At 71.2% G+C, this 26,394-nt stretch carries 21 protein-coding genes and 1 pseudogene; 8 read left to right on the plus strand and 14 right to left on the minus strand.

Going from position 1 to position 26,394, the window contains the following annotated elements; translation table 11 throughout:
• Nucleotides 1-47 precede the first annotated feature (47 nt).
• Complete coding sequence (locus AB0M36_RS36690; RefSeq protein WP_364167185.1) at nucleotides 48-1,292, plus strand: phosphatidylserine decarboxylase; 1,245 nt, start codon at nucleotides 48-50, stop codon at nucleotides 1,290-1,292.
• Nucleotides 1,293-1,347: 55 nt separating this feature from the next.
• Here the strand turns inward: AB0M36_RS36690 and AB0M36_RS36695 are convergent, their stop codons facing one another.
• From AB0M36_RS36695 to AB0M36_RS36705, 3 genes are all read right to left on the minus strand, one after another.
• Nucleotides 1,348-2,250 carry a CDP-alcohol phosphatidyltransferase family protein gene (locus AB0M36_RS36695; RefSeq protein ID WP_364167216.1) on the minus strand — a complete coding sequence of 301 codons (903 nt, stop codon included), beginning with the start codon at nucleotides 2,248-2,250 and terminating at the stop codon, nucleotides 1,348-1,350.
• Between the two features lie 312 nt (nucleotides 2,251-2,562).
• Nucleotides 2,563-3,471, minus strand: a complete 909-nt coding sequence (locus AB0M36_RS36700; RefSeq protein WP_364167187.1) for an NUDIX domain-containing protein — start codon at nucleotides 3,469-3,471, stop codon at nucleotides 2,563-2,565.
• An 82-nt stretch (nucleotides 3,472-3,553) separates the two neighbouring features.
• Nucleotides 3,554-4,501 (minus strand): NUDIX domain-containing protein, encoded by a 948-nt coding sequence (locus AB0M36_RS36705; RefSeq protein WP_364167189.1) that lies wholly within the window; start codon nucleotides 4,499-4,501, stop codon nucleotides 3,554-3,556.
• A 227-nt stretch (nucleotides 4,502-4,728) separates the two neighbouring features.
• Between AB0M36_RS36705 and AB0M36_RS36710 the strand changes: the two genes are divergently transcribed.
• Nucleotides 4,729-5,052 carry a PspC domain-containing protein gene (locus AB0M36_RS36710; RefSeq protein WP_364167191.1) on the plus strand — a complete coding sequence of 108 codons (324 nt, stop codon included), beginning with the start codon at nucleotides 4,729-4,731 and terminating at the stop codon, nucleotides 5,050-5,052.
• Between the two features lie 96 nt (nucleotides 5,053-5,148).
• Here AB0M36_RS36710 and guaA read toward each other — a convergent pair whose 3' ends face one another.
• The 3 genes from guaA to AB0M36_RS36725 all read right to left on the minus strand — a co-directional run bounded on the left by guaA (nucleotide 5,149) and on the right by AB0M36_RS36725 (nucleotide 10,485).
• On the minus strand, nucleotides 5,149-6,702 hold the full coding sequence (gene guaA, locus AB0M36_RS36715) for a glutamine-hydrolyzing GMP synthase (protein WP_364167193.1): 1,554 nt from the start codon (nucleotides 6,700-6,702) through the stop codon (nucleotides 5,149-5,151).
• Between the two features lie 144 nt (nucleotides 6,703-6,846).
• The gene (locus tag AB0M36_RS36720) at nucleotides 6,847-8,565 is read right to left on the minus strand and encodes a S8 family serine peptidase (protein WP_364167195.1); all 1,719 of its coding nucleotides are present in this window, start codon (nucleotides 8,563-8,565) and stop codon (nucleotides 6,847-6,849) included.
• Nucleotides 8,566-8,670: 105 nt separating this feature from the next.
• On the minus strand, nucleotides 8,671-10,485 hold the full coding sequence (locus AB0M36_RS36725; protein WP_364167197.1) for a S8 family serine peptidase: 1,815 nt from the start codon (nucleotides 10,483-10,485) through the stop codon (nucleotides 8,671-8,673).
• A 136-nt stretch (nucleotides 10,486-10,621) separates the two neighbouring features.
• On the opposite strand from AB0M36_RS36725, the gene AB0M36_RS36730 reads away from it, so the two are divergent.
• Nucleotides 10,622-11,707: an LCP family protein gene (locus tag AB0M36_RS36730; protein WP_364167198.1), complete on the plus strand. Its 1,086-nt coding sequence runs from the start codon at nucleotides 10,622-10,624 to the stop codon at nucleotides 11,705-11,707.
• Here the strand turns inward: AB0M36_RS36730 and AB0M36_RS36735 are convergent.
• The 3 genes from AB0M36_RS36735 to guaB are packed head-to-tail and all read right to left on the minus strand — an operon-like array spanning nucleotide 11,704 to nucleotide 15,792.
• Nucleotides 11,704-13,137: a M1 family metallopeptidase gene (locus AB0M36_RS36735; RefSeq protein WP_364167200.1), complete on the minus strand. Its 1,434-nt coding sequence runs from the start codon at nucleotides 13,135-13,137 to the stop codon at nucleotides 11,704-11,706. The two genes, AB0M36_RS36730 and AB0M36_RS36735, sit on opposite strands and share 4 nt — an antisense overlap.
• Before the next feature lie 36 nt (nucleotides 13,138-13,173).
• On the minus strand, nucleotides 13,174-14,292 hold the full coding sequence (locus AB0M36_RS36740) for a GuaB3 family IMP dehydrogenase-related protein (protein WP_364167202.1): 1,119 nt from the start codon (nucleotides 14,290-14,292) through the stop codon (nucleotides 13,174-13,176).
• A gap of 12 nt (nucleotides 14,293-14,304) precedes the next feature.
• Nucleotides 14,305-15,792 carry an IMP dehydrogenase gene (guaB, locus tag AB0M36_RS36745; RefSeq protein ID WP_364167204.1) on the minus strand — a complete coding sequence of 496 codons (1,488 nt, stop codon included), beginning with the start codon at nucleotides 15,790-15,792 and terminating at the stop codon, nucleotides 14,305-14,307.
• Between the two features lie 121 nt (nucleotides 15,793-15,913).
• Between guaB and AB0M36_RS36750 the strand changes: the two genes are divergently transcribed.
• The gene (locus AB0M36_RS36750) at nucleotides 15,914-16,315 is read left to right on the plus strand and encodes a DUF5319 domain-containing protein (protein ID WP_364167218.1); all 402 of its coding nucleotides are present in this window, start codon (nucleotides 15,914-15,916) and stop codon (nucleotides 16,313-16,315) included.
• A gap of 384 nt (nucleotides 16,316-16,699) precedes the next feature.
• Here AB0M36_RS36750 and AB0M36_RS36755 read toward each other — a convergent pair whose 3' ends face one another.
• The gene (locus AB0M36_RS36755) at nucleotides 16,700-17,545 is read right to left on the minus strand and encodes a helix-turn-helix transcriptional regulator (protein ID WP_364167206.1); all 846 of its coding nucleotides are present in this window, start codon (nucleotides 17,543-17,545) and stop codon (nucleotides 16,700-16,702) included.
• A 230-nt stretch (nucleotides 17,546-17,775) separates the two neighbouring features.
• Here AB0M36_RS36755 and AB0M36_RS36760 point away from each other — a divergent pair, with 230 nt between their 5' ends.
• The gene (locus AB0M36_RS36760; protein WP_071806573.1) at nucleotides 17,776-18,165 is read left to right on the plus strand and encodes a WhiB family transcriptional regulator; all 390 of its coding nucleotides are present in this window, start codon (nucleotides 17,776-17,778) and stop codon (nucleotides 18,163-18,165) included.
• Between the two features lie 1,284 nt (nucleotides 18,166-19,449).
• On the opposite strand, the gene AB0M36_RS36765 is transcribed toward AB0M36_RS36760, so the two are convergent.
• The 4 genes from AB0M36_RS36765 to groES form a co-directional block, all read right to left on the minus strand.
• Nucleotides 19,450-21,021 carry a molybdopterin-dependent oxidoreductase gene (locus AB0M36_RS36765; protein WP_364167220.1) on the minus strand — a complete coding sequence of 524 codons (1,572 nt, stop codon included), beginning with the start codon at nucleotides 21,019-21,021 and terminating at the stop codon, nucleotides 19,450-19,452.
• Nucleotides 21,022-21,245: 224 nt separating this feature from the next.
• The gene (locus AB0M36_RS36770) at nucleotides 21,246-21,866 is read right to left on the minus strand and encodes a hypothetical protein (protein ID WP_364167208.1); all 621 of its coding nucleotides are present in this window, start codon (nucleotides 21,864-21,866) and stop codon (nucleotides 21,246-21,248) included.
• 97 nt (nucleotides 21,867-21,963) lie between these two features.
• A complete protein-coding gene (gene groL / locus AB0M36_RS36775; RefSeq protein ID WP_364167210.1) occupies nucleotides 21,964-23,613 on the minus strand; it encodes a chaperonin GroEL in 1,650 nt (549 codons plus the stop codon).
• Nucleotides 23,614-23,683: 70 nt separating this feature from the next.
• Nucleotides 23,684-23,998: a co-chaperone GroES gene (gene groES / locus AB0M36_RS36780; RefSeq protein WP_084558066.1), complete on the minus strand. Its 315-nt coding sequence runs from the start codon at nucleotides 23,996-23,998 to the stop codon at nucleotides 23,684-23,686.
• A gap of 217 nt (nucleotides 23,999-24,215) precedes the next feature.
• Between groES and AB0M36_RS36785 the strand changes: the two genes are divergently transcribed.
• The 3 genes and pseudogenes from AB0M36_RS36785 to AB0M36_RS36795 all read left to right on the plus strand — a co-directional run.
• Nucleotides 24,216-25,382 carry a class I SAM-dependent methyltransferase gene (locus AB0M36_RS36785; protein ID WP_364167212.1) on the plus strand — a complete coding sequence of 389 codons (1,167 nt, stop codon included), beginning with the start codon at nucleotides 24,216-24,218 and terminating at the stop codon, nucleotides 25,380-25,382.
• 11 nt (nucleotides 25,383-25,393) lie between these two features.
• Nucleotides 25,394-25,876, plus strand: coding sequence for a Cys-tRNA(Pro) deacylase (gene ybaK, locus AB0M36_RS36790; RefSeq protein WP_364167221.1), 483 nt, complete (start codon nucleotides 25,394-25,396; stop codon nucleotides 25,874-25,876).
• 184 nt (nucleotides 25,877-26,060) lie between these two features.
• Nucleotides 26,061-26,394: pseudogene (locus tag AB0M36_RS36795) on the plus strand (sugar ABC transporter substrate-binding protein); the annotation flags it as partial.

A 26,394-nucleotide genomic window follows, 5' to 3' on the forward strand; every position in this document is an offset into this window, starting at 1 on the left:
TCACACCAACGGGTGGGACCCGCGCCCCGCGCAATATGCTCATGCCTATGACGCCGTTTCCCTCCGTGTCCACCGCCCCCGTGACCGGCGTCGGCGCCCGCGCCGCACGCAGCCTCACCGCCGAGTTCGCCCGCCACAACGCGGCGACGACCGCGCTGGTGATCGGCGCCGACCACGCGTCGGCCGTCGTGGCCGCGGCGCTCGAGGCCCTGCTCCCGGGCGACACGCTCATCCTGGTCGCGGGCGAGCGGAGCAGCGCCGGCCTGCTCCGCGACCACATCACCGGCCTGGGCAGCTGGATCGCCGACCGGGTGCGGATCGTCGAGTCGCTCGCCGACGCGGAGCCCGCCGACGTGGTCATCCTCGGCGAGCCGCTGACGGGCACGGCCGAGGAGACCCGCGCGGTCCTCGACGGCCTGAGCAAGTACCTCACGGACGGCGCGGTCGTCTCGGTCGCGACCCCGGCCACCCCGGGGCGTACGGACGGAGCGGCCGCCGAGCTCTTCCGGCAGAGCGCGCTCTTCGGCGTGGGTTCCGACCTCGTCCTCCGCAACCAGCCCCCGCTGCGCATCCACAAGCTGCGGTTCACGCCTGCGGACACCGCGAAGGCGGCGACGCTGGCGCCGGCGTACCGGCCGTCCAGCGTGCCGGTGACCCGCGGCATGCACCTGGACTCCAACGGCGTGGCCGCGGCGGGTATCGCCCTGGGCCTGGCCGCCCTGGCGCGCCGGGCACGCCCGTCGTCGAAGCTGTGGTTGCTCCCCGCGCTGGCGGCGGCGCCCGTGGCGGCCTTCTTCCGCGACCCGGAGCGCGATGTCCCGACCGACCCGGCCGCCGTGGTGGCGGCCAGCGACGGCAAGGTCCTGTCGGTGGAGCGGCTGACCGACGAGCGCCTCGGCGAGGGCGAGTTCCTGCGCATCGCGGTCTTCCTGTCGGTGCTGGACGTCCACGTCAACCGCGTCCCGGTGGCGGGACGGGTCACCGACTACTTCGTGATCGACGGTGGATACGCCAACGCCATGACGGCCGCGGCGGAGCACAACGTGGCCGCCTACACCGTGCTGGACACCGACCACGGCACGGTCGCGGTGGCGCAGCGTACGGGTCTGATCGCCCGCCGCATTGTCCAGCGCACCCCGGTGGGCACGCTGGTGGCCCGGGGCGAGCGCATGGGCCTGATCCGCTTCGGCTCCCGTACGGACGTCTACCTGCCCGCGGACAAGGCCGAGGCGACGGTCGCCGTCGGCGACAAGGTCCGCGGAGCCACCTCGGTGATCGCCCGCTGGATCTAGTTCCGACAACGAAAAAAGGCCCACCCGCAAGGGTGGGCCTTTTTCGTGCGATTCGTCAGGCGCGGCGAGCGCGCACCCACATGACCGGGCCGCTGAGCAGGTAGGCGACGACGACCATCACGAAGGTCAGCCGGGCGTCCACCAGCGCGCCCACGATGGGCAGCAGCCAGAGCCATGGCGGCAGCTTCACGATCCGGGCAAGCTTCGCGTAGGGGAAGCTGGAGACCATCGCGAACGCCAGCAGGGCCACCCCGCCGAGCACCGCGATCCCCGGCAGGGGCAGACCGATGAGCACCGTGAGGGCCAGCACCGCCGCGGCCATCGTCGTCGGCACGCCGGAGAAGAACTTGCCGTCCTTGGGCGAGACGTTGAAGCGGGCCAGCCGGATGGCCGCACAGGCCGCGACCAGCACGCACGCCACCCCGGCGGCCGCCGTCGGCACCGTGTGCGCGAGCGAGGCGTAGACCACGACCGGCGCGGCGAGCCCGAACGAGCACATGTCGGCCAGCGAGTCCATCTGGGCGCCGAACGGGCTGGAGACCCCGAGCCGCCGGGCCAGGGCGCCGTCGAGCCCGTCGAAGGCGACGCAGGCGACGAGGCAGGCGGCGGCGAAGCGGGTCTCGCCCTGCATGGCGAGGAAGATGGCGAGCAGGCCGAGGCCGAGGCTCGCCAGGGTGCAGGCGTTGACCAGGGCGAAGCTGATGCGGCGGCGGACCGTGCGCTCGCCGGGGAGCAGTGCCTCCGAATCGGCCTCGATCGTGGCCGGCTGGGCCATGGCGACCGGGCCGTGGCTGCCGGAGGTGGCCACCGTGCGGCCACGTCCGGAGACCGACACGAGGTCAGTGCCGGTGTAGATGACTTCCGCCCGGGTGGCGGTGGCGGCGCGGCCCGCTTCCGCGGATCGCCCTCCCACGCGCACAAACAGGGCCTGTCGGGCGAGACTTCCGCCGCGACGCAGCCGGCCTGCCCAACGACGCCCGGCGGGACGGGGACTATCCGTCGTGCGACGCCGGCGCCACGGGGTTCTCGGCACGTGCTCCTCCATCTGAGGTCGGTATACCCGCCGGCTGTGGCCGTCGCGGGGTGCTGCCCAACGCCCGTACATCTACGGACCGTGATTGAGGCGGGTTACACAATCGCACAGCCGGGCCCTCTTGGCGAGGGGCGAATCGACCGTCGTGTGCAACGACGTTCTCTGGAGTTTTCATTCCCCTCCGCGGGCGAGGAGGCATGCACACTGCCGGGCCCTGTGATGAGTCTAACCGAGGCCCTACAACCCTCTTCCTCGATGAGCCCTTTCCTCGGCGAGCCGCCGCAGTGCCGACGCGGCGACTTCGGTCAGGGGGAGATCACGCGCCGTGACCTGATCGAACCAGGCTGCCGTCGCCGTGGATCCCCCCGCGTCCTCCATCACCACTGGTTCTGTCGGCCGGTCGACGGAAACGCTGAACAGGACACGGACGACATGCCAGTTCACGGGCACGCCTTCCGGGCCAAGTGCCGCGGGATCATGCCGGTGAGAGGTGCCGAGCAGGGCGTTCACCCGTCCGTGCTGCCCGGTCTCCTCGACCAGTTCGCGGACCAGCGCGGCCTCGGGCAGCTCGCCGTGGTCGGTCCCGCCGCCGGGCAGGTGCCAGAGCCCGGCGCCCGGATATCCCGCCGCGATCCGAGCGAGCAGGACGCGGCCGTCCGGGTCCGTCACGATCCCGTACGCGCCGAAGCGCTGGTTGGAGCGCACCTGCGGCTCCGCGGGGTCCGGTGGCACCTCGGCGGGCGGCACGGGCAGCCCGAGCGCGCCGGCGGTGAACGGCATCAGCGGCACCTCACCCGGGGCGACCCAGGCGACACGGTCGGTCGTACCGGACGCTTCGTCGCAGAGGTCGCCATCCACGATCTCGACGTCGTAAATGATCCGATCGGTGTGTTCCCACGTATCGGTGTGTGGAAGTCGGAAGACGTCGGAGGTCACCGAGTGAAGCCCCAGGATGCGCACCCGAAGACCGGTCTCCTCGGCGAACTCCCGCACGACGGTGTCGTCGGGATCTTCGCCCTGCTCGACCCCGCCGCCGGGCAGGGTCCAGAGCCCGGGGAAAGCGGACAGCTCCGAGTTGTGCGCGAGCAGCGCCCGACCGGCGGCGTCGAGGCAGAGACCGTACGCGCCTATTCGTCTGACCTTCACCCGAACAGGCTATCCGGGCGCACCGCCGGGGCTGCCTCTCCGTTGCACCCCCGGCGCGGTGGCCGATCGCCTCGCCGGGTTATCAGAGGAGGCCGGCGGCCCGCAGCGCCTCGGCGGTGACCTCGGTGAGCCGGTCGGCGGGAAGGGCGGCGACCTCCGCGAGCGCCATCCAGCGCGCCTCGGAGGTGGAGCCGCCGACGTCCTTGACCGCCACCTCGGTGGGCGCGTCGACGGCGACCCGGTAGAAGGCCCGGACGCCGTGCCAGTCGATGGGGTAGCCCTCGGGGCCCAGCGAGGCCGCGTCGCGGTGGCTGGCCACGCCGAGCAGCTCGACCAGGCGTCCCTGCTGCCCGGTCTCCTCGACGAGTTCGCGGATCAGGGCGGTGCCGGGCTGTTCGCCGTAATCGGTGCCGCCGCCGGGTAGGTGCCAACAGCCCTCTCCCGGATAGCCCGGAGCCACGCGGGTCAGCAGCAGGCGGTCCTGAGGGTCGGTCGCGATCGCGTACGCGGCGAAGCGCTGCGCGCGGTGCAGCCCGTCCGGCCCCGGATAGGCGTAGAACGACGGGAAATCCGGCACCTCCTCGGGCCGCAGGTCGGCGCTGGCGGCGGGCAGCCCCAGCGCCGCGGCGGTGAAGGGCCGCAGGCGCAGCTCCTGGGCCTCTTCGAGGGTGTGCCACCGGGCCATGTCGGTGGGCTGGCCGACCCGGTCGATCAGGTTGCCGCCGCGCACCGACACCTCGTAGACGAGCCGGTCGGTGTGGATGGTGACGCCGCGGTGCGGCAGCGAGCGCATGTCGGCTAGGACGTCACGCAGGCCGGTGACGGTGACCGACAGGCCGGTCTCCGCGGCGGTCTCGCGGACGACGGTGTGGTTCGGGTCCTCGCCATGGTCGACGGCACCGCCGGGCAGGGACCAGACGCCGGGGGTGCCGGAGCGGGCCGAGGCCCGGACGAGAAGGACGCGACCGTGGGGATCGGTCGCGACGGCGTATGCCGCAATCCTGCGGAGCGGCTCCAGTGCGGGGGTCACGGGCGGCATCTTGCCCGGTTTATGTTAACTCTGGGAAACCTCTGTCGGATTCCTGACAGGTGTATAGCTCCCAGTAACCGCAGTTCAGGGCGGTTCTCCGCACGAAGCGCAGCAGGTACGTAACAGGCAGCAATGCCCCATCGCGGGGCGACCCCGGCCGCTTAATCAGGGTCGGACTCGGGGCGTTCACCGAGGCCGTCGGGCGCCGCGACGCGGACTCTGGAGACATGACTGATTCGACCGTCGCCCCGTACAAGCAACTTCGCCGCCCCACCGACGACCGCATCGTCGCCGGCGTGTGCAGCGGCCTCGGCCGCTACCTGTCCGTCGACCCCGTACTGATCCGGGTGGGCTTCGCCGCGCTGGCCGTGGTTACCTGGGGCACCGCGCTGCTCGCCTATCCGATCGCCTGGTTCCTGATGCCGGAGGAGCCGGCGCCCGCCGCTCCGGATTGGCTGGACCCCGCGCACCCCTCGTGGGGCCAGACGCCGACCTACCCGGCCGCACCGCCGACCGGCGTCGCCCCGACGAGCACCCCGCCCGCTGCGTGACCACCCCGGGCGGGCGGCCCGTCACAGCGGCAAGGGCCGCGGCCGAGATCGGCGGCGGCCCTTGTCGGGTATCGGTGAGCGGGGCGGCTCAGGGGGTCACTCCCACTCGATCGTGCCCGGGGGCTTGCTGGTGACGTCGAGGACAACCCGGTTGACCTCCCGCACCTCGTTCGTGATCCGGGTGGAGATCTTGGCGATGACGTCGTAGGGCAGCCGGGACCAGTCCGCCGTCATCGCGTCCTCGCTGGAGACCGGCCGCAGCACCACCGGGTGTCCGTAGGTGCGGCCGTCGCCCTGGACGCCGACGCTGCGGACGTCCGCCAGCAGCACCACCGGGAACTGCCACACGTCGCGGTCGAGGCCCGCCGCGGTCAACTCCTCGCGCGCGATCAGGTCGGCCGCGCGCAGGATGTCGAGCCGCTCCCGGTCGACCGCGCCGATGATGCGGATCGCCAGGCCCGGACCCGGGAACGGGTGGCGGTGCACCATCTCGTCGGGCAGGCCGAGCTCGGCGCCGAGCGCGCGTACCTCGTCCTTGAACAGGGTGCGCAGCGGCTCGACCAGGGCGAACTGAAGGTCGTCCGGGAGACCGCCGACGTTGTGGTGTGACTTGATGTTGGCGGTGCCGGTGCCGCCGCCCGATTCCACGACGTCCGGGTAGAGAGTGCCCTGGACCAGGAACTCGATGTGGCGCTCGGCCTCGAGCTCGCGGGCGGCCTGCTCGAACGTCCGGATGAACTCGCGACCGATGATCTTGCGCTTCCGCTCCGGATCGGTCACCCCGGCGAGGTGGCCGAGGAAGACGTCCGCGACCTCGACAACCTTGAGGCGGATGCCCGTCGCGGCGACATAGTCCTTCTCGACCTGCTCGGCCTCGCCGGCGCGCAGCAGGCCGTGGTCGACGAAAACGCAGGTGAGCTGGTCGCCGACGGCCTTGTGCACCAGCGCGGCCGCGACCGCCGAGTCGACGCCGCCGGAGAGGCCGCAGATGACCTGCTTGTCGCCGACCTGGGCGCGGATCGCGGCGACCTGGTCCTCGATGATGTTGGTGGGGGTCCAGGTGGGCGAAATGCCCGCGATGTCATACAGGAAGCGCTGCAGCATCTCCTGGCCCTGCTGAGTGTGCGCCACCTCGGGGTGGAACTGCACGCCCGCGCGTCGGGTCTTGAGGTCCTCGAACGCCGCCACCGGCGCGCCGGCCGAGGAGGCGGTCACCGCGAAACCGGCCGGTGCCTCGGTGACCGAGTCGCCATGTGACATCCAGACCGGCAGGTCGGCCGGGAGCTCACGGAGCAGGGTTCCGGCCTGGGAGCTCGGGGAGAGCACGGTACGCCCGTACTCCCGCGAACCGGTGTGCGCGACGGTGCCGCCGAGCGCCTGCGCCATGGCCTGGAAGCCGTAGCAGATGCCGAAGACCGGCACGTCGTTGGCGAACAGCGCGGGGTCGAGCACCGGAGCGCCGGGCTCGTACACACTGGACGGTCCGCCGGACAGGATGATCGCGGCCGGGTTCTTCGCGAGCATCTCCGCGACCGGCATGGAGTGCGGCACGATCTCCGAGTAGACCCGCGCCTCGCGGACCCGGCGGGCGATCAGCTGGGCGTACTGTGCGCCGAAGTCGACGACAAGGACCGGACGCGGTGTGCTCACGCCGTCGCCTCGCTTCGCTCCCCGACGACGCGAGGCACGCGTGCACTGTGTTGAATGATTCGCTCGCGTTGCTCGCTCATGACCGCCGAGTTTACCGACGACGAGGTCGCACTCCCGGTGCCGGGTCGGCCCCTGAGTCCGGGGTCACCGGTGCCAGGTGCGGATGCCGGTGTACGACACGTTGCCGGCCCGGTCGTACGCGCGTACCCGGATCTTCAGGGTCTTGCCGAACTTCCACGTCTGGACCGCGAACGTGTGGCGCGTCGCGGTGGAGCGCTGGACCACCTTGCCGTTGACCAGCAGTTCGAGGCTGCGGATGCCGGAGCGGTCGGCGGTCTGCGCGATGACGGACTGGGTCTTGCGGACGCGGCGGGTGCCGCTCGCCGGGCCGGAGGTGATCCGCACGGTCGGACCCCAGTTGTCGACCACCACGCGGCGGGTCGAGGTCGCCACGTTGCCGCCGCGGTCGTACGCCCGCAGCCCCAGCGTCACGGTCGCGCCCCGGACCGCCGTACGCCACGGCAGCGAGTACGGCGCGCTGCGGTCGACGTTCACCACGACCCCGTTGGCGAGCAGTTCCACCTTGGCGATGCCGAGATTGTCCGTGGCCCAGGCGGACACCAGCACGGTGCCCCGCTGGAGCGTGCCGCCACTGGGCGTGACAAACGATGTGGCCGGAGCGACCTTGTCCTCGGCGACCGGCAGCGAGGCCAGCGCGCCGACCGCGTCGACCCGGCCGGAGGACGCGGCGACCCAGGCGCCGGGGATCTTGTCGGCCGAGGTGGTCAGCGCCGAGCGGATGGTGGCGGCGGTCGGCGTCGGGTTGGTCGAGGCGAGTAGCGCGGCGACGCCGGCGACGAACGGGGTCGCCGACGAGGTGCCGCAGAACTGGTTCACGACACCGTTCATCGCCTGGGCCTGGTTGCAGCCCGGCGCCGCGATGTCGACCCAGCTGCTGCCGTAGTTGGACCAGGAGTAGCGCAGGTCGCCCGCGGTGACGGCGCCGACCGCGATGGCGGCCGGGATCGCGGCCGGGTAGTGCGGCTGCGAGCTGCCCGAATTGCCCGCCGCGGCGAGCACGACGGCGCCCTTGCCGCTGGCGTACGCGACGGCGTCCCGCAGCAGCTGACTGTCGTCGGCACCGCCGAGCGAGAGGTTGATGATGTCGGCGCCCTTGTCGGCGGCCCACCGGATGCCCCGCGCGATGTCGGTGTAGCTGCCGGAACCCCGCGAGTCCAGCACCTTCACCGGCAGGATCTTGCAGAACCAGCAGATGCCGGCGACGCCGACCCCGTTGTCGCCGCCGGAGGCGATCACGCTGGCGGTCATCGTGCCGTGGCCCTGGTCGTCGGTGGCGTCGCTGTCGTCGTTGACGAAGTCGTACCCGCCGAGCACGCGGCCGGCGAGGTCCGGCACGGCCTTCACGCCGGTGTCGATCACCGCGACGACGACTGCGCCGCGGCCGCGGGTCGTGTCCCAGACCGTGTCGACGCCGGTCCGGGTCAGGCCCCGCTGACGGGCGAAGGCCGGATCGTTCGGCACGGTCGTCGCGATCCGGGCGACGTGGTCCCGCTCCACGTAGGCGACCGCCGGGTCGGCCCGCAGCGCGGCGGCGGCCTCGGCGGCCTGGTCCGCGGGTACGTCCACGGCGACGGCCTCGTCCAGTGCCTCGGTGGCCACGACGTCGACGCTCTCCTCGAGCTTGTCGACGACGTCGGCGCCGCGCTGGTCGGGGTTCGCGTCCGAGCGCAGCCCCACGACCAGTGAGACCTCCCCGTCAGCGCCGCCGGCGACAGCGGCCCCGGTGGGTGCCAACGCGATGCCACTTGCCAGCAGACCAGCCGTCACCAAGCGCAGAATCATGCCCACACCCTCGGCGGGACCCGTCGGAAACGTCGGACCGCGCGGGGTGCAGTCGGGTAGCGGAGAGCCCCCGCCGGCGGCGCGGCGGGGGCTCTCGGTGGTGCGTCAGCGCTTGTAGGTGCGCGTCTTGGTGGTCGTGACGTTGCCGAGGACGTCGATCGCCCGGATCTGGACCTTCATCCCCGAGCGGTAGCTGGACGCCTTGAACGTGAACTTGTACGGCGCCGCGGTGTCCTTCTGCCTCACCTTGCCGTTGATCAGCAGCTCGACCCGCCGGACCGCGCCGGCGTCCGAGGCGGTCGCGGCGAGCTTGACCGTGCCGGAGACCCGGGCCTTGTTGGCCGGCCCGCTGGTGATCTTCACCTTGGGACCGAGGTTGTCCGCGATGATCGAGCGATCGAACTTGGCCGCGTTGCCTGCCTTGTCGATGACCCTGACCTGCAGAGCGACCCTGCCGTTGCGGCCCGCGGTGTCGTACGGCAACTCGTACGGCGCGGTGCGGTCCTCAGCCTTGTACTTGCCGTCCACGTACAGCGCCACGCGCAGGACGCCGGACCCGACGTCGGCGACGCCCGTGGTCTTGATCGTGATCTTGCCGCGAACGCGCGCGTTCTGCGCCGGGGCGGGCACACCGGTGATCACCGGCGACTGGGTGTCCGTGTCGATGGTCAGCGCCTTCGCCGCGTCGACCATGCCGCGCTTGACCCAGCCGTCGCCGCCGATCGGGCGGGCGGAGTTCAGCAACGCCCGTTGCAGCGACCAGCCGGTGTACCGGGGATGCGCGGACTTGATCAGACCGGCCACGCCGGCCACCATCGGCGCCGCGAACGACGTGCCCTGCTTCTCCGTGTCGTACAGGCCGTACTGGTCCATGCCCAGGACGTCGCCGGGGGCCGCGATGTCGACCCACGAGTCGCCGGGCTTGTTGAAGCTCGAGAAGTCGGCGCGCTCGTCGGAGTTGCGGGCCGCGGCGCCGACCGCGACGACATCGGGGTAGGCCGCCGGGTACTGCTTCACGTTGCGCCAACGGACGCTCTCGCCGTCGTTGCCCGCCGCCGCGACGACCAGCACACCCCTGCTGTTGGCGTGGGCCACCGCGTCGGCCAGCACCCTGCTGCTCTCCGGGCTGCCCAGCGACATGTTGATGATCTTCGCGCCCGCCTCGACGGCGTAGACGATGCCCTCGGCGACGGTGCTGTCGTTGCCCATGCCGTACTTGTCGAGCACCTTGACCGGGATGATGACGCAGCTCCAGCAGGCGCCGGCCATGCCCGTGCCGTTGTTGCCACGGGCCGCGATCAGGGACGCGACGATGGTGCCGTGGCCGGCGTCGTCCGTCGTGTTCGTGTTCCTGCCCACGAGGTTCCGTCCGCCGATGACGGCGTTCGTGAGGTCGCCGGTCTTCGTGACGCCGGTGTCCAGCACGGCGATCTTCACGGCGCTGCTACCGGTCGTGGTCTCCCACGCGGCGGGCAGCCGGACCCTGTCGACCTCCGACTGCAGCCCGACCAGTTGACCGCCGAATTCCTCGGTCGTGAGGTACATCGGATCGTTCGGCGTGATGTCGAAGGCCTTGCGGACGTGGTCGACCTCGACGTACGCGACGTTGGGGTCCTGCTTCAACTCCTCCATGACCCGGGCCTGGCTGTCCGCGGAAACCTCGAGGGTCTGCGCACCCAGGAAGCTCAAGTTCTCCGACGCGGGACCGGTGGTGTCCATCGCGCGCAGGCCCGCCGCGGACAGTGTGCGCATCGGCGCGGCCTTGTCGGCCTTGTTCTTGAGGCCGACAACCAGCCGGACCGGCCCTCGGGCCGGCTCCTGCGCCACGGCCCAGGTGGTGACTCCAGCCATGGCCGCGACGACCGCGGTGCACAGCGCACCGACGGCGACACGTCGTGAGACGAACTTCATATAGGTCATGCCCTCCCCGTGATCGACCCGCCGTGGGCGAATCGCCGCGCGAGCATACGGGTGATCTTGGATTGGTCATAGGCTGTTCCACCCAGCGAGAACTCGGACCATTGAGCAGGCTGTTGTTCTCCCCTACTGTTCCAACATGCGGACGACAAAGTTCGCTCGAGTCATCGTGGCCGCCGTGGTAATGGTGGTGATCGTCGGCGCCGCGATCGCCTGGGCGCTGCGCGGCGGCACGGACGGCCCCGAGCCGGCGACCGCGCGGAACGCGCCGGCGCCGGCCCCGTCCACGGCCGGACCCACCCCGCCGCCCGGCGCCGACATCACCGGCCCGCTCGACCTGCTGCTGATCGGCGTCGACACCCGGGTCAGCATCCCGGACTGGCCGCCCCACGCCGACGCCATCATGCTGCTGCACATCGACGAGGACCTCCGCGGCGGCTACCTCTACTCGCTCCCCCGGGACCTGCGGGTCGACGTCCCCGCGTTCGCGCGCAACGGCTTCCCCGGCGGCAACCACAAGATCACCGAAGCGATGACCTACGGCGCGAAGGCCCCGGGAAAGCCCACCGCGGACGTCGCCCAGGGCTACGACCTGCTGACCCAGACGATCTCCGCGTACGCCGGCATCGACGCCGACGCGGGCGCGGTCCTGACCTTCGGCGGACTGAGCAGGCTGACCGACGCGCTCGGCGGCGTGACCCTGACGATCGACCAACGGGTCGTCTCCCAGCATCGGCGCCCGGACGGAAGCGCCCGCGCCCCGCTCCCAGGCGGCGGTGGCTACGTCGGCCCGCAGGCCACCTATCTGCCCGGCACTCGCCGGCTGGTCGGCTGGCAGGCGATCGACTACGCCCGCCAGCGATACACCGCCGGCGGCGACTACACCCGGCAGCGCCACCAGCGACAACTCGTCGAGGCGCTGCTGACCCGAGCCGCCGACGACGGTCTCGCGACCGACCGGGTCAAGTTCGATTCAGTGATCGCCGCGCTGGGCGACACGCTGGTCTTCTCCGGCAAGCGGACCGCGATCGAGTACGCGTACGCGCTCCGCCACCTGACGCCGTCGAGCCTGACGCTCGTCGGACTACCCGGCCGGTCGGTGTATTTCGACGGCGCCTACATCGGCGAGGAGCTCGACGCCACCGGCCGGGGTTTCCTCAGGGCCGTCGCGGTGGGCGAACCGGGCGCCTACCTGAGCAGGCACCCGGAACTCGTGAACAATTAGGGCTTCGGCTGTTGGGTCTTGCCCAAGAGCCAGCCCTGGAAGAACGCGTCGAGGTCCTTGCCGGACGCCTTCTCCGCGGCCGCGATGAACTGTTCCGTGGTCACGTTGCCGTCGCGGTGCTCGGTCGGCCACGACTGGAGCAGCGCGAAGAACGGTCCATCGCCGATCGTGCGGCGCAGCGCGTGCACGAGCATCGAACCGCGCTGGTAGACGGCATCGCCGAAGATCCGGTTGGCGCCCGGGTCGCCGGTCGGCACCTCCCAGTTGAAACCGCGGTAAACCCGCTCGAACGACTGCTCGACGGTCCGCTCGCCCTGGTGCTCCTGCCAGAGCCATTCCGCGTACGTGGCGAAGCCCTCGTTCAGCCAGATGTCCTGCCAGCGGGTGATGGCGACGCTGTCGCCGTACCACTGGTGGGCGAGTTCGTGGGCGACGACCGTGGCGTCGGGACGGGAACGGAAGAAGACGTCGCCGTAGACCGGGCGAGATTGCGTCTCCAGCGCGAACCCGACCCGGGGATCGTCGATGACCACACCACCGTACGAGTCGAAGGGGTACGGCCCGAACTTCGTGGCCAGGAAGTCGGCGACCTCGCCGGTCAGCGCCAGGGACTTGGCGGCCGGGCCGTCCTTGGGCAGCGACTCCGGGACCGCGACCACCATCGGCTTACCGGCATGGGTGGTGCTCTGCACGCGGTACTGCCCGATGACCACCGTGGCGAGGTAGCTGGCCATCGGCTTCGCCTCGGTCCACGTCCAGGTGGTCCAGCCGTCGGCGGTCTCGCGCGGCCCGGGCACCCCGTTGCTGATCGCCTCGACGCCGTCGGGAACGGTCATGGCGAGCTTGAGCGTCGCCTTGTCCCTCGGGTGATCGTTGACCGGGAACCAGGTGCTCGCCGACTCGGGCTGGCCGACGGCGAAACCGCCGTCCTTGGTCCGCATCCAGCCGCCCTCGCCCAGCGCGGGGTTGACCAGCGCCTTCGGCACGCCCCCGTACTCGACCACGACGGTGAACGCGCGGCCCTTGGCGATGCCCGCGGCCGGCGTCACGACCAGCTCGTTCTTGTCGGCCTTGGCGGTCGCGGCCTGCCCGTCGACGGTGACCCGGCTCGTGGTCAGGTGGGCCAGGTCGAAGTTGAGGCTGGACAGGTCCTGTGTCGCCGTGGCGGAGACGGTCGCGGTGCCCTGCAGCCGCCCGGACGCCGGGTCGTACTTCAGCTTCAGGTCGTATCCGGCGACGTCGTAGCCGCCGTTGCCGTAGGTCGGGAAATACGGATCACCCGCCCCGGGCGCGCCGGGCGTGAAGCCCGGACTCGTCCCCGCCCGCGGCGGTGTCTCCCCCGTGGTCTTTCCGGTGCATCCGGCCAACGTCAACGCCACCGCGGCGACGGTGATCGCCGCGACTCCTACCCGCATGCTCTGCTCCCCCATGTCACGTCCACATGACATTACGTGGGGGACGCCACCTCACCGGTCGAGGACGAGGCTGACCTTCTGGAATTCCTTGACGTCGCGGTATCCGCACTTGGCCATCGCCCGGCGCAGGCCGCCGAAGAGGTTGAGCTGACCGTCGGGGCGGTCGGCGGGGCCGTAGAGAAGCTCCTCCAGCGTGCCGTCCGGCTCGCCGGCGATGCAGAAACCGCCGCGGGGCAGCTTCGGGTGGCTGGCCGCCGAGTGCCACCAGGCGCCGCCCGCCGGGGCGCCCTCGGCCAGCGAGAGCGGCTCGCCGAGCATCACCGCGTCGGCGCCGCAGCCGATCGCCTTGGCGATGTCGCCGGAGGTCTGGATGCCGCCGTCGGCGATCAGGTGGACGTAACGGCCGCCCGTCTCGTCGAGGTAGTCGCGTCGGGCCGCCGCCGCGTCCGCGATCGCCGTCGCCATCGGCACCCGGATGCCGAGCACGGTGTCCGTCGTGGACCACTCGTCGGCGCCGACGCCGACGATGACGCCGGCTGCGCCCGTACGCATCAGATGCAGTGCGGTCTTGTAGTCCGTGCAACCGCCCACGATCACCGGCAGGTCGAGGTCGGCGATGAACTCCTTGAGGTTCAGCGGCTCGTCCGTCGTGGACACGTGCTCCGCGCTGACCAGCGTGCCCTGGATGACCAGCAGGTCGACGCCGGCGTCGAGGATCACCGGGGCGAGCGCGAGGGTGTGCTGCGGCGACACCCGCACGGCGACCGTGACACCGCCGTCGCGGATCGCCCGGACCCGCTCGGCGATCAGCTCCGGGCGGATCGGCTCGGAGTAGACCTCCTGAAGCCGCTTGGTGGCGTCGGCCTCCTCGTCGAGCGAGGCCAACTCCTCGAGGATCTTGGAGGGATCCTCGTAGCGGGTCCAGAGACCCTCGGCGTTGAGCACGCCCAGGCCGCCGAGGCGGCCCAGGGCGACGGCCGAGGCCGGGCTCATGGTGGCGTCCGAGGGATGCGCGACGCAGGGAATCTTGAACGGGTAGGCGTCGACCTTCCAGTCGGTGGACACGTCGTCCACGTCCCGGGTGCGGCGGCTCGGAACGATCGCGATGTCGTCCAGGTGATAGCCGCGCTGGGCGGTCTTGCCGAGACCGATTTCCACCACGTCGCGCATGTCGGTTACGTCCTAACGGGAGTGGTAGTTGGGAGCCTCGACGGTCATCTGGATGTCGTGCGGGTGGCTCTCCTTGAGACCCGCCGCGGTAATCCTGATGAGCTGGCCGCGCTGCTGCAAGTCGGCGATCGTCTCCGCACCGGCGTAGCCCATGGACAGGCGCAGTCCACCGACGAGTTGCGCCATCACCCGCGACAGGGGACCGCGGTAGGGCACCTGGCCCTCGACGCCCTCGGGAACCAGCTTCTCCTCCGGCACGTCGTGCTGGAAGTAGCGGTCCTTCGAATACGACTTCGCCTGCCCACGCGACTGCATCGCGCCGAGCGAACCCATGCCACGGTACGACTTGAACTGCTTGCCGTTGACGAAGATGAGGTCGCCGGGGCTCTCCTCGGAGCCGGCGAGCAGACCGCCGAGCATCACCGTCTCGGCGCCCGCCACGATCGCCTTGGCGATGTCGCCGGAATACTGCACGCCGCCGTCCGCGATGACCGGCACCCCGGCCGGCTTGCACGCCCGGGCGGCCTCCATCACGGCGGTGATCTGGGGAACGCCGACACCGGCGACGATCCGGGTGGTGCAGATCGCGCCGGGCCCGACACCGACCTTCACCGCGTCGGCGCCGGCCTCGACCATCGCCTTGGCGCCCGCGTACGTGGCGACGTTGCCGCCCACGATGTCGGTGACGGTGTCCTTCTTGAGGCGGGCGATCATGTCGAGCACCTGCCGCTGGTGGCCGTGCGACGTGTCGACGATGATCACGTCCACGCCCGCGTCGATCAGGCCGCGCGCCCGCTTGTAGGACTCGTCGCCGACGCCGACCGCCGCGGCGACCCGAAGCCGACCCTGCGCGTCCTTCGTCGCGTTCGGGAACTGCTCGCTCTTCACGAAGTCCTTGACCGTGATGAGCCCGCACAACCGGCCGCTGTCGTCCACCAGCGGCAGCTTCTCCACCTTGTGCCGCTGCAGCAGCGCCAGCGCGTCATCCTTCGTCACGCCGACCGGCGCGGTGACCAACGGCGACTTCGTCATGACGTCGCGCACCTTCGCGCTGTCGTCGGTGACGAATCGCATGTCGCGGTTGGTGACGATCCCGACGAGCGTGCCGTCGGCGTCGGTCACCGGCACACCGGAAATGCGGTACTTACCGCAGAGCGCGTCGACCTCGCGCAGCGTGTCGTTGGGGCTACAGGTGATCGGGTGGGTGATCATCCCGGACTCGGACCGCTTCACCAGGTCGACCTGAGCGGCCTGGTCCTCGGCGGAGAGGTTGCGGTGCAGGACGCCGATGCCGCCCTCACGCGCCATCGCGATCGCCATCCGCGCCTCGGTGACGGTGTCCATCGCCGCGGACAGCAGCGGAATCGACAGCTCGACGTTGCGGGTCAGCCGCGTGATCGTATTGACCCGGCTCGGCACCACGTCCGATTCGCCCGGCTGGAGCAAAACGTCGTCGAACGTCAGACCGAGAGGAACCGTGCGCGCGGAGTCAGTTTCCACAGATCATCCCTAGCGAAGAGGCGGAGTGTTACATCGTACTCATCGAGCGGGGCGCCCCCGACGGGGCGGACAGCACGTGCGGGCCAGCACACAGTGCCTCTTCATGGGTACGGTATACACCGTGCAAGAAGAGCCGATCGACCCGTTCAGCGGCGACCCCGCCGACCCGGCCGCGGGACTCGACGACCTCACCGAGGACGCCGAGCAGGACCCGCTGACCGAGGCGGAGCGGCAGGACGTGCTCGAGGACCTGTCTGACCTGGAGATCTACCAGGCGCTGCTGAGTCCGACGGGCATCCGTGGGCTGGTGATCGAGTGCGAGGACTGCCACGAGCCGCACTACTTCGACTGGGATCTACTCCGGGGAAACCTGCGCCATTTGCTGTCGAGCGGGCGGCCGAGGGTCCATGAGCCCGCCTACGACCCGGATCCGGATCACTACGTCACGTGGGAATATGCCCGTGGTTACGCAGATGGCGTACACGACACGTTGACGGACGGATCGGAAGACGAACCGTCCTGACGATCCGCGCTGACCGATCTCCGTCGGGTTGCCCACTCTTTGGCGAGGCGCGGCACCGGCTGGGTGAGTGACATCGGCGGGGTGCGTGATCTCCCACCGGCTGCAGCTTTCGTCGCCTCCGCTTCCGGCCCGCGTTCGTTTCCGCGCTTTCGGCCCGCGCTTGCCGGTGCGTTCGTCACCCCGGCGGCGACCGGAACTCCGGTCGCGGCCCATGCGTCGCCCGCGCTTTCGGCCCGCGTTCGTTTCTCGCGCTTCCGGCCCGCGGTTGCCGCTGCGGTCGTCGCCTGCGTTTGGCTCTGAGGGCTGGTCCGGCCGGGTGCGCCCGGCCGGCACCGGCCGGGCGTCATGCGCTCGGCCGGTGCCTCGGATCTTGGTGGTAGTGGGTCAAGCCACGAGGCCCGCGCGGAAGCCCGCGGCCACGGCGTGAGCCCGGTCCCGGGCGCCGAGCTTGCGGAAGAGCCGCCGAGCATGGGTCTTCACGGTGTCCTCGGAGACGAACAGCTCCCGGCCGATCTCCGCGTTGCTCTTGCCGTCGGCCATACCGCGCAGGACCTGGAGCTCCCGCTCGGTAAGGGTCAACCGACGCCCGGCCGGCGCCGCCTCCCCCGCCCGGGCGTCGTTGCCCGGCCAGATGAACGGGCGCCCGGTGGCCGGATCGATCTCCGAGCCGTCCCCACGCTGGGAAGGCACCATCGGGGAGTTCGGCAGCATCGCCGGAATACCCGCGGCGTTCGGAGTGCCGGCCATCGCCATGCCGTCCCGATGCAGACCGCGAGCGGCGGCCGAGTTGTTGTTGCGCCCCGCCCCGCCCACGGCCGCCGGCTGGGCGTTCGCGCCGTTGATCGGCAGGCCCTGGGGGCGCGCCGGCAACAGCAGGAGTAGAAGGGCCTTGGCGACGACGCTGACAAGGTCATGCTCGACGCCACGGATGACACCGCGGGCACCGGCGGCGACCGTGGCGGCGGCGACCCGGGGGTCTTCCGCACCGAAGAGGACCACCTGCGCATGTGGGGCGCGGGCGAGGACACGCCGGGTGAAACCGACGCTGTCGGGACGAGTCACGGCGGTGTCGGCCAGAACGACCTCGGCCGGCCTTTCAGCCAGACGGATCATGGCTTCGGTCTCGCTCACCGCTGTCCGCACCACCCCGGTCATGCCGAGCCGGGCCGCGGTGGACGCGACAGTCTGGGCCGCCAGTGGGGTACGGACGCACACGAGGACGGTACGCACAGTGATCCTCCTTCTCTCTCAGAGGAGATCACGCGAGGGCCGCAGCATTACGCGCTTTAGATGGAAAAAATGGGAAAGATCGGCACGGTTTTCGGCACCGGTGAGATACGACCGGCGAAGACATCGATGAGTCGTGTGTGATCCGGCGTGTGCCGGGGTACACGGGCGGCAGGCCTGAGCCAGGCCCCTCATGACAACACTCCGCGGTGCCGCGCGGGAGGAGGGTGTTGATGTCGAACGTTCGCAGACTGCCCGGACCCATCGCCGACCTTTGGGACTGGCAGCGACTCGGCCTGTGCAGGGGGCGCGACAGCGCTCAGTTCTTCCACCCCGACGGCGAACGCGGGTCTTCCCGCAACCGCCGGGAGGCGAAGGCCAAAGCAATGTGCGGCGCGTGCCCGGTCCGGGCCGAGTGCGCCGCGCACGCGCTGGCTGTCCGTGAGCCATACGGCGTCTGGGGAGGTTTCAGCGAAGCGGAGCGGCTGCGGCTGCTCGCGGTCGGCTGGGAGGACCTTGCCGATCGGCATCACGGACGGGTCGACCTTGTCCGGCTCGAGGCACGCCTCGGCCGACCCCACAAATCCACGGTGCCCGCACAACGGCAGGCCCCGGCGGCTTGACGCCGCCCCACGCGCGGCACAACCACACACCTGACGACGCGGTTCCCCTCGGGGAGCCGCGTCGGCGTCGGTAACGGCATGTCAGTCGCATCGGTGAACATGCAAGCCACCGTATGAGCGAACTTGCCCTTGACGTCGGACGAAAAGTGCGGCTTTCGCGTGACACCCGGTCAGAGGACTTCCCCTGCCGGATCCCGACCCCGCAGCTCCAGCGCTCCCAGCCGATCGACAGCGGTCCGCCCGAAGCGCCGGCCCCAGCCTCCGGGAAGGCCGCCGGAGCCATCGCCAGACCCGGCGGCCTCGGCAACGGAGGCGGGAGAAGGCGCTCCCGCCGATCGACGGTGGCCGCTGGACGCGCGGACCGCGCCGGGAGCGCGGACCATGCCACGGGGAGCGCGGACCGCGCCACCGGGAGCGCGGACTTTGCCACGGGGAGCGCGGAGTCGGGCCCGGGAGCACGGAGTCGGACCACCGCGAACGCAAACCACGCCACCGGGCTGGCCGGAGCGAAGAGCCATGCCCGCATGTAGCCCGGACCGGTCAGGCGCAGGCGTCGCGGCATGGGCGTGGAAACTCACGCAGAGCGCGAGCCCCGGCCTCGGGCCACAGCGCGCGAGCCACAACGTCCGGGCTGCGGGCCGAAGGCCGCAGGCCGTGGTCGTGGGCCGAAGGCCGCAGGCCGTGGTCGTGGGCCGAAGGCCGCAGGCCGTGGTCGTGGGCCGAAGGCCGCAGGCCGAAGGCCGTGGGCCGGCCACGTGCGGGGATGCCATCGACGTGCCGCTGATCGTCTTGGTGGCGGTGTCGTGGGTTACAGGGCCGGATCCGGAGGCCGTGGGCCGAGGCCAGAGCCGGAGGCCGTGGGCTCGGGCCGGGGCCGCAAGCCGCAAGACCGCACGACCGCAAGCCAGGAGCCCGGGCTAAACGGCTGCGAAGTGAGGCCGTGGGACCGCGAGCCACGGGCCTGGGCTGAGCGGCTGCGGGACGGAGTGCAGCACGGCGGCGGGGCCAGGGGGCCGAAGACTGCGCGGGGAGGAGCCAGGGGCTTGCGTGCCCGGCGGCCGAGGCAAAGGGCTACGCGGCCCGGGACAGAGGGCCGGGAGCCGAAGGGAGAGGGCCGAAGGGAGAGGGCCGAAGGCAGAGGGGCCGAAGGCAGAGGGGCCGAAGACAGAGGGGCCGAAGACAGAGGGGCCGAAGACAGAGGGGCCGAAGACAGAGGGGCCGAAGACAGAGGGACCAGGGGCCGGGGCGGGAGCAGAGGGGCCACGGCCGCTGGGGCGCGGTTGGTTAGTCGATGGTGACCTGCACGGAGTGCCAGCCGGTGGCGCCGTTTGGGGCTACCGGGGTTTCTTGGCTTGGTTGGGTTTGGCCGTCCGCGTCGGTGGCGCGCACCCGGATGGTGTGGTCGCCTTGGGTGGCTTCCCACCGGTAGGACCATTGCACCCAGGTGTCGGTTGAGGCGGACGCGGCGAGGGTTGCCTCGGTCCAGGGGCCGGAGTCGACCTGGATTTCCACCTTGGTGATGCCTCGGTGCTGGGCCCAGGCGACTCCCGCCACTGCCAACGGCCCTGCCTTTCGGGTGGCCCGGTCGCGGGGCGTGTCGATGCGGGACTGGGTTTTGATCGGGCCCTGGGCCGACCAGCCCCTGGGCACCCAGTAGGCGTCGAAGTCCGCGAAGCGGGTCAGCTCGATCTCGGTGATCCACTTGCATGCGGAGACGTAGCCGTAGAGGCCGGGGACAACCATGCGGGCCGGGAAGCCGTGGTCGACCGGGAGGGGCTGGCCGTTCATGCCGACGGCGAGGAGTGCGTCGCGGCCGTCTCGCAGGACCGCCGTGGGGGTGCCGCAGGTCCAGCCGTCGGAGGAGCGGGACACCACCTGGTCGGCGTCGGGCAGGGGTTGGGCCTCGTCGAGCAACTCTTTTACTCGGACGCCGAGCCAGAGCGCGTTGCCGATGAGGTCGCCGCCCACCTCGTTGGAGACGCAGGCGAGGGTGATGTGCCGCGCGATCATGGGGCGGCTCAGCAGCTGTTCCCAGGTGAGGGTCATGGGGTTGCGGACCATGCCGTGGATGCGCAATTGCCACGTCGACGGATCCAATTGGGGCGGGTACAGCGAGGTGTCGATGCGGTAGAAGTCCGCGTTCGAGGTCACCCATGCCGTCGCGCCCTCCGCCTGGGCTCCCGCGGGGACCGTGGGTGGGGGCTGGACCGGTGGGGGCAGGACGACGGCGGCGCGGGCCGCGGTGACCGCACGCCGGGAGGTCAGCAGACGGCCGCCGACGCCGGTGACCACGGTGGCGGCGGCGGCAAATCCGACGCCGATGAGAAAGCGCCGGCGGCCGTGTGTCGGGGGTGGCGATGCCAAAGGCGTGGGCGGCGACGCCAACGACGCGGGTGGCGTCCCCGTCAGGTGCTGCGGCCCCGGCGAAGCTAGAGGCGTCGGCACGGTCGTCGGGGTGGATGGCTCGGTGGCGAGGGCGATGAGGCGGCGAAGGGTGAGGGCGGCGACCGCTCCGGCGACGAGGGATGGGGTCGCGGCGGTGAGAGCGGCGTCGTGCCGGGTCAGGGCGGCCGCGGCGCCGATCGCCGTGAAGAGGGCGACGCCGACGAGGGCGAGGCGCCAGGAGCGGAGGGCGGCGATGCCAACGGCGGCAGCGTAGGTGGCGAGGAGGATGAGGGTGCCGGCGAGGAGGGCGATCTTGTCGTAGGTGCCGAAGACCGCGATGCCGAAGTCCTTCACCGGCCCGGGGACGGTGTCGACCACCACGGCGCCGACCGCGAGCAGCGGGGACGACAGGGGGCCGGTGAACACGGCGATGACCTCGGCGACCCCGAGCGCCACCGCAGCGGCGGCTATCCCGGCGAGAGCCGCTCGGAGAACGGCATCCCGAGGAACGGCTCCCCGGAGGTCGGTCGGCCCGGGATTGGCCGCCGGAGGTGGCGAGAGCTTCACGGGTTTCATCCTGCCCCGCCCGGGCCCGATCGCTCCTTACGAAGTCATGACGGCCGGGCGGCGCAGGCGGAACCCTGACGAACGGCGGTCGGCATGAGCACGCCCTGGTTGCGAACGTCGCGGACGCGCTAGGAGATCGTGACGGCCAGGCGCAGCGGCGGCAGCGCCTCGACCAGCGCGTCGAGGAGATCCACCCCGCACCGGTCGGCGCGCGGTTCCGGCAGAGCCGGCAGGCCCGCGACCGGCAGCTCCCACACCACCCGTCCCGGCGACAAACTCTCCAGCGCCGCGTACCAGTGCTGCAGTGGCTCCCTCAGCTGGACGTGCGCCGCGAAATTGCGCCGCCGGCGGGTCTGGTCCTCGTCGCGGCGGCGTTGCAGGGTGGCCGGGTCGGGCAGGTTGACGAGGGTGGCGTCGGCGAAGCCGAGCCGGCCGCCGCGGAACGCCTCCCGGGTGACCGCCAGCTCCCGGTCGAATTGGGCTCGGGGCGCGAGGCCGAGCGCGGCCATCCCCCACGCGTAGTGCAGCTTCACCGGGTCGGTGTCGCAGAATGCGACGCCGTCCTCGCGCTCCAGGTCGAGGGCCGAGGACCAGCGTTGTATGCCCGCGCGCACCCAGTGCCGCGCGAGCGCCGTCGCGTCCGTCGGCTCACGGCCCGTCATCTGGTATTCGGCGACGTACCTTCCCGCGTACCGGCGGCACCAGGAGGTTTTCCCGGCCGCCGTGGGTCCCTCCACGACGACGATCATCCGCGCACCCTTCCCCCGGTGGAGTTTGCATCACACACGAGAAAGGGCGCGCCGCGGAAGCGACGCGCCCTAGCCCGTTGTCCGGTCGGACGGTCGGTCAGAAGCCCGGGCCGTGCTGGTGGCCGTGGCCACCGTGGCTGTGCCCGTGGCCGCCGCCTGCCGCCGGCTCCGACGCGGCCGGCTTCTCCACCACGAGGCTCTCGGTGGTGAGCAGCAGGCCGGCGATCGACACGGCGTTGGAGACCGCGTTGCGGGTCACCTTGACCGGGTCGATGATGCCGGAGGCGGCGAGGTCGACGTATTCGTCGGTGGCCGCGTTGAGGCCGTGGCCCCACTTCAGCTCGGCGACCTTGCCCACCACGACGTAGCCGTCGTGACCGGCGTTCTGCGCGATCCAGCGCAGCGGCTCGACGAGCGCCTTGCGGACGATCGAGACGCCGACCGCCTCCTCGCCGGTGAGGCCGAGGTCGCCGTCGAGGGCGGAGACGATATGCGCGAGGGCGGCGCCGCCGCCGGGCACGGTGCCCTCCTCGACCGCGGCCTTGGTCGCCGCGATGGCGTCCTCGATGCGGTGCTTGCGCTCCTTCATCTCGACCTCGGTCGCGGCACCGGCCTGGATCACCGCGATGCCGCCGGAGAGCTTGGCGAGCCGCTCCGAGAGCTTCTCGCGGTCCCAGTCCGAGTCCGACGCCTCGATCTCCTTGCGGATCTGCGCGACGCGGTCCTCGATCTCGGACTTCTTGCCACCGCCGTCGACGATGGTCGTGTTCTCCTTGTCGACCACGACGCGCCGGGCGGTGCCCAGCATGTCGACGGTGACCTGGTCGAGCTTGTAACCGAGCTCGGGGGCGATGAGCTCGCCGCCGGTCGCGATCGCCATGTCCTGCAGCATCGCCTTGCGGCGGTCTCCGAAGCCGGGCGCCTTCACGGCGGCGACCTTGAAGGTCTTGCGCAGGGCGTTGACCACGAGGGTGGACAGCGCCTGGCCCTCGACGTCCTCGGCGATGATGAGCAGCGGCTTGCCGCCCTGGAGGACCTTCTCCAGCAGGGGCAGCAGCTCCTCGACGCTGGAGATCTTCTGGGTCGTGATGAGGATGTAAGCGTCCTCGAGCACGGCCTCCTGCGCCTCGGCGTCGGTCACGAAGTTCGGCGAGATGAAGCCCTTGTCGAACTGCAGGCCTTCGGTCACGACGAGCTCGGTGCTGAGCGCGGAGCCCTCCTCGACGGTGATGACACCGTCGCGGCCGACCCGGTCCATCGCCTCGGCGATCAGCTCGCCGATGGTGGCGTCCTGGGCCGAGATAGTGGCGACGTTGGCGACCGACTTGTGGTCGGAGACCTCGACCGCCTTGGCCAGCAGCGCCTTGGAGACGGCCTCGGCCGCCTGGTCCATGCCGCGCTTGAGGGCGATGGGGTTGGCACCGGCCGTCACGTTGCGCAGGCCCTCGCGGACCAGCGCCTGGGCGAGCACGGTGGCCGTGGTGGTGCCGTCGCCGGCGACGTCGTTGGTCTTGGTCGCCACCTCCTTGACGAGCTGCGCGCCAAGGTTCTGGTACGGGTCGGTGAGCTCGATCTCCTTGGCGATGGTGACACCGTCGTTGGTGATCGTGGGCGCGCCGAACTTCTTGTCGAGGACGACGTTGCGGCCGCGCGGGCCGAGGGTGACCTTGACCGTGTCGGCGAGCGTGTTGACGCCGTGCTCCAACAGGTGCCGGGCGTCGTCAGAGAAGCTGAGGATCTTCGCCATTTATGGTCCCTTCACGCACCACCGCCCTGACCCGAGGACTCGGGTCAGGGCGGGAAGCACTGTCAGTAGGTCACTTCTCGATGACCGCGAGGACGTCACGGGCGGAGAGCACCAGGTACTCCTCGCCGGCGTACTTGACCTCGGTGCCGCCGTACTTCGAGTAGAGGACGGTCTCGCCGACCTTGACGTCGATCGGGACGCGGTTGCCCTTGTCGTCGATGCGGCCGGGGCCGACGGCGAGGACGGTGCCCTCCTGCGGCTTCTCCTTGGCGGTGTCGGGGATCACGAGGCCCGACGCCGTCGTGGTCTCAGCCTCGTTCGCCTGGACCACGATGCGGTCCTCGAGCGGCTTGATCGCAACCTTGGTCGCGGTAGTCACGGGCATACCCTCCTGGGTACAGGTTTCGCCGGCCGGTGTCGGCCGATCTCATGCCTCATGCCACCGGGCGGGGCCGTCGTCGCGGGTGCCGGTCCGCCTGGCGCAAGCGCACTCCCCCGGACGGGGCGCGCGCTGGCACCCTCAGGTTGAGAGTGCTAATCGGAGATTATGCCGGAACTAGCACTCCGTCAAGGAGAGTGCCAACACGGCAGAATGACTCGGCGTGGACCTGGAACTGCTTGCCCGCCTCCGTACCCCGGAAGGGTCTGAGGCTCTTGCCGCGGCGGCCGAGGTGGCCGGCGCTGATCCGCTCGCCGCGGCCTCGGCCCTGCGTGCCCGCGGCGTCGCGGCGCCGCTCGCGGCCGCCGCTCTCACCCAGACCGACCTGCGACGACGTGCGGAAACAAAGTTCGGCGCGGAGGCGGCGGCGATGTTCTTCACCCGGGCCGGCTTCGAGCAGGCGACGCGCGCGGTGGTGGCGGATCGCCGCGCCGCGCGGCTGCGCGCGGCAGGCGTCACCACCCTCGCCGACCTGGGGTGCGGGCTGGGCTCCGACGCGCTGGCGGCGGCCCGTCAGGGCATCCGGGTGTACGCGGTGGACGCCGACCCGCTGACCGCCGCCGTCGCCGTCGCGAACGCGGCAGCGGCCGGGCTGGCGGAGTTGGTGACCGTGGAATGCGCCGACGCGACCTCCGTCGACGTGGAGAAATTCGACGCGGTCTTCGCCGATCCGGCCCGACGCCGGGCGGGTCGCGGCCGGGTCATGGATCCCCAGGCGTGGTCGCCGCCGTGGGACTTCATCGCCGGGCTGCCCGGCCGGGTGCCGCGTACGGTGCTGAAGCTGGCGCCGGGCATCGACCATGCCCTGCTGCCGCCGGGGGCCGAGGGTGAGTGGGTGAGCGTCGGCGGCGATCTGGTGGAGGCAGCGTTCTGGTGCGGGCCGCTCGCGGAGGTGCCGCGACGGGCGGTGCTGCTGCCCTCGGGCGGCACGCTGCACGGCTCGGGGGTGGCGGCCGCGCCGGTCGGAGCGGTCGGACGGTTCGTCTACGACCCGGATCCGGCCGTCGTCCGCTCGCATCTGGTCGCCGAGTTCGCGGAGGGGATCGGGGGCCGGCTCGCCGACCCACAGATCGCGTACGTCTACACCGACGATCCGGTCGACACCGCGTTCGCCCGCCGGCTGGAGATCACCGACGTGTTGCCGTTCTCGCTGAAGCGGCTGCGCACCCTGCTGCGCGAGCGCGGCGTGGGCCGGGTCGAGATCCGCAAGCGCGGTTCCGCGCTGGAGCCGGAGCAGTTGCGCCGTGACCTGCGGCTGCGCGGCGACGGCCCGGCGTCGCTGGTGTTGACCCGGGTGGCGGGTGCACCGACCGTGCTGGTGTGTCGATAGCCTCGCTGGTCATGGCCAAGAAGGCGGCCGGGACGCCGGCGACCGTATTGCTGTCCGCGGAGAACGTGCCGCACGACCTGCACCCGTATGACGTGTCTCCGGAGGCGCCGAACTACGGGGCGTTGGTCGCCGAGGCGCTCGGGGTGCCGCCGGAGTCCCTGTTCAAGACGTTGATCGCCGAGGTCGACGGCGCGCTGACGGTGGCGGTCGTGCCGGTGACCGGCGAGCTGGATCTCAAGGCCCTGGCCGGCGCGGCCGGGGGGAAGCGGGCGACGCTCGCCGACCGGGCGGCCGCCGAGCGCAGCAGTGGTTACGTGCGTGGCGGCATCAGCCCCCTGGGGCAACGCAAACGTCTACCCACGGTGATCGACGACTCGGCGGTGGCGCTGCCGCGGATGTACGTCTCGGCCGGTCGCCGCGGTCTGCAGGTGTCGCTGGCGCCGCAGGACCTCGTCCGGCTGACCGGCGCCACTACGGCCCGCATCCGGGGCTGAGGGCGGGGCGAAACCGGAAAAGCACCGGATTCGGAGCGTAACGTGACCTAGCGTCGCTTTGTGGAATACCGGCGGCTGACCGGTTGTGCCGCACCGCGTCACGGGAATACGTTGCCCGACACAACAAACTTTTTGGTGGAGCGGCGATCCCGACTGCGCGCGTGGGGAAGAAAGGACACCAGGAATGCGTAGGGGAATCTTCGCCCTCGCGGCGGCGGGTCTGCTGGCCGGCGTAGCGGCCGCCTGCGGCGGCGACGGCGACGGCGGCACCAGCGGGTCGTCCGTCGGTAAGGTCGGCATCATCCTGCCCGACACCGCGAGCTCCCAGCGATGGGGCACCGACGACCCGAAGTTCCTGAAAGCGGCGTTCGACGCGGCCGGGGTGGCGGTCGACATCCAGAACGCCCAGGGTGACAAGAGTTCGTTCCAGACGATCGCCGACGGCATGATCTCCAGCGGGGTCAAGGTCCTGATGATCGTGAACCTGGACTCCGGCACCGGCAAGGCGGTCCTCGACA

The organism is Actinoplanes sp. NPDC051346 (genome assembly GCF_040682215.1).
GTDB lineage: Bacteria > Actinomycetota > Actinomycetes > Mycobacteriales > Micromonosporaceae > Actinoplanes.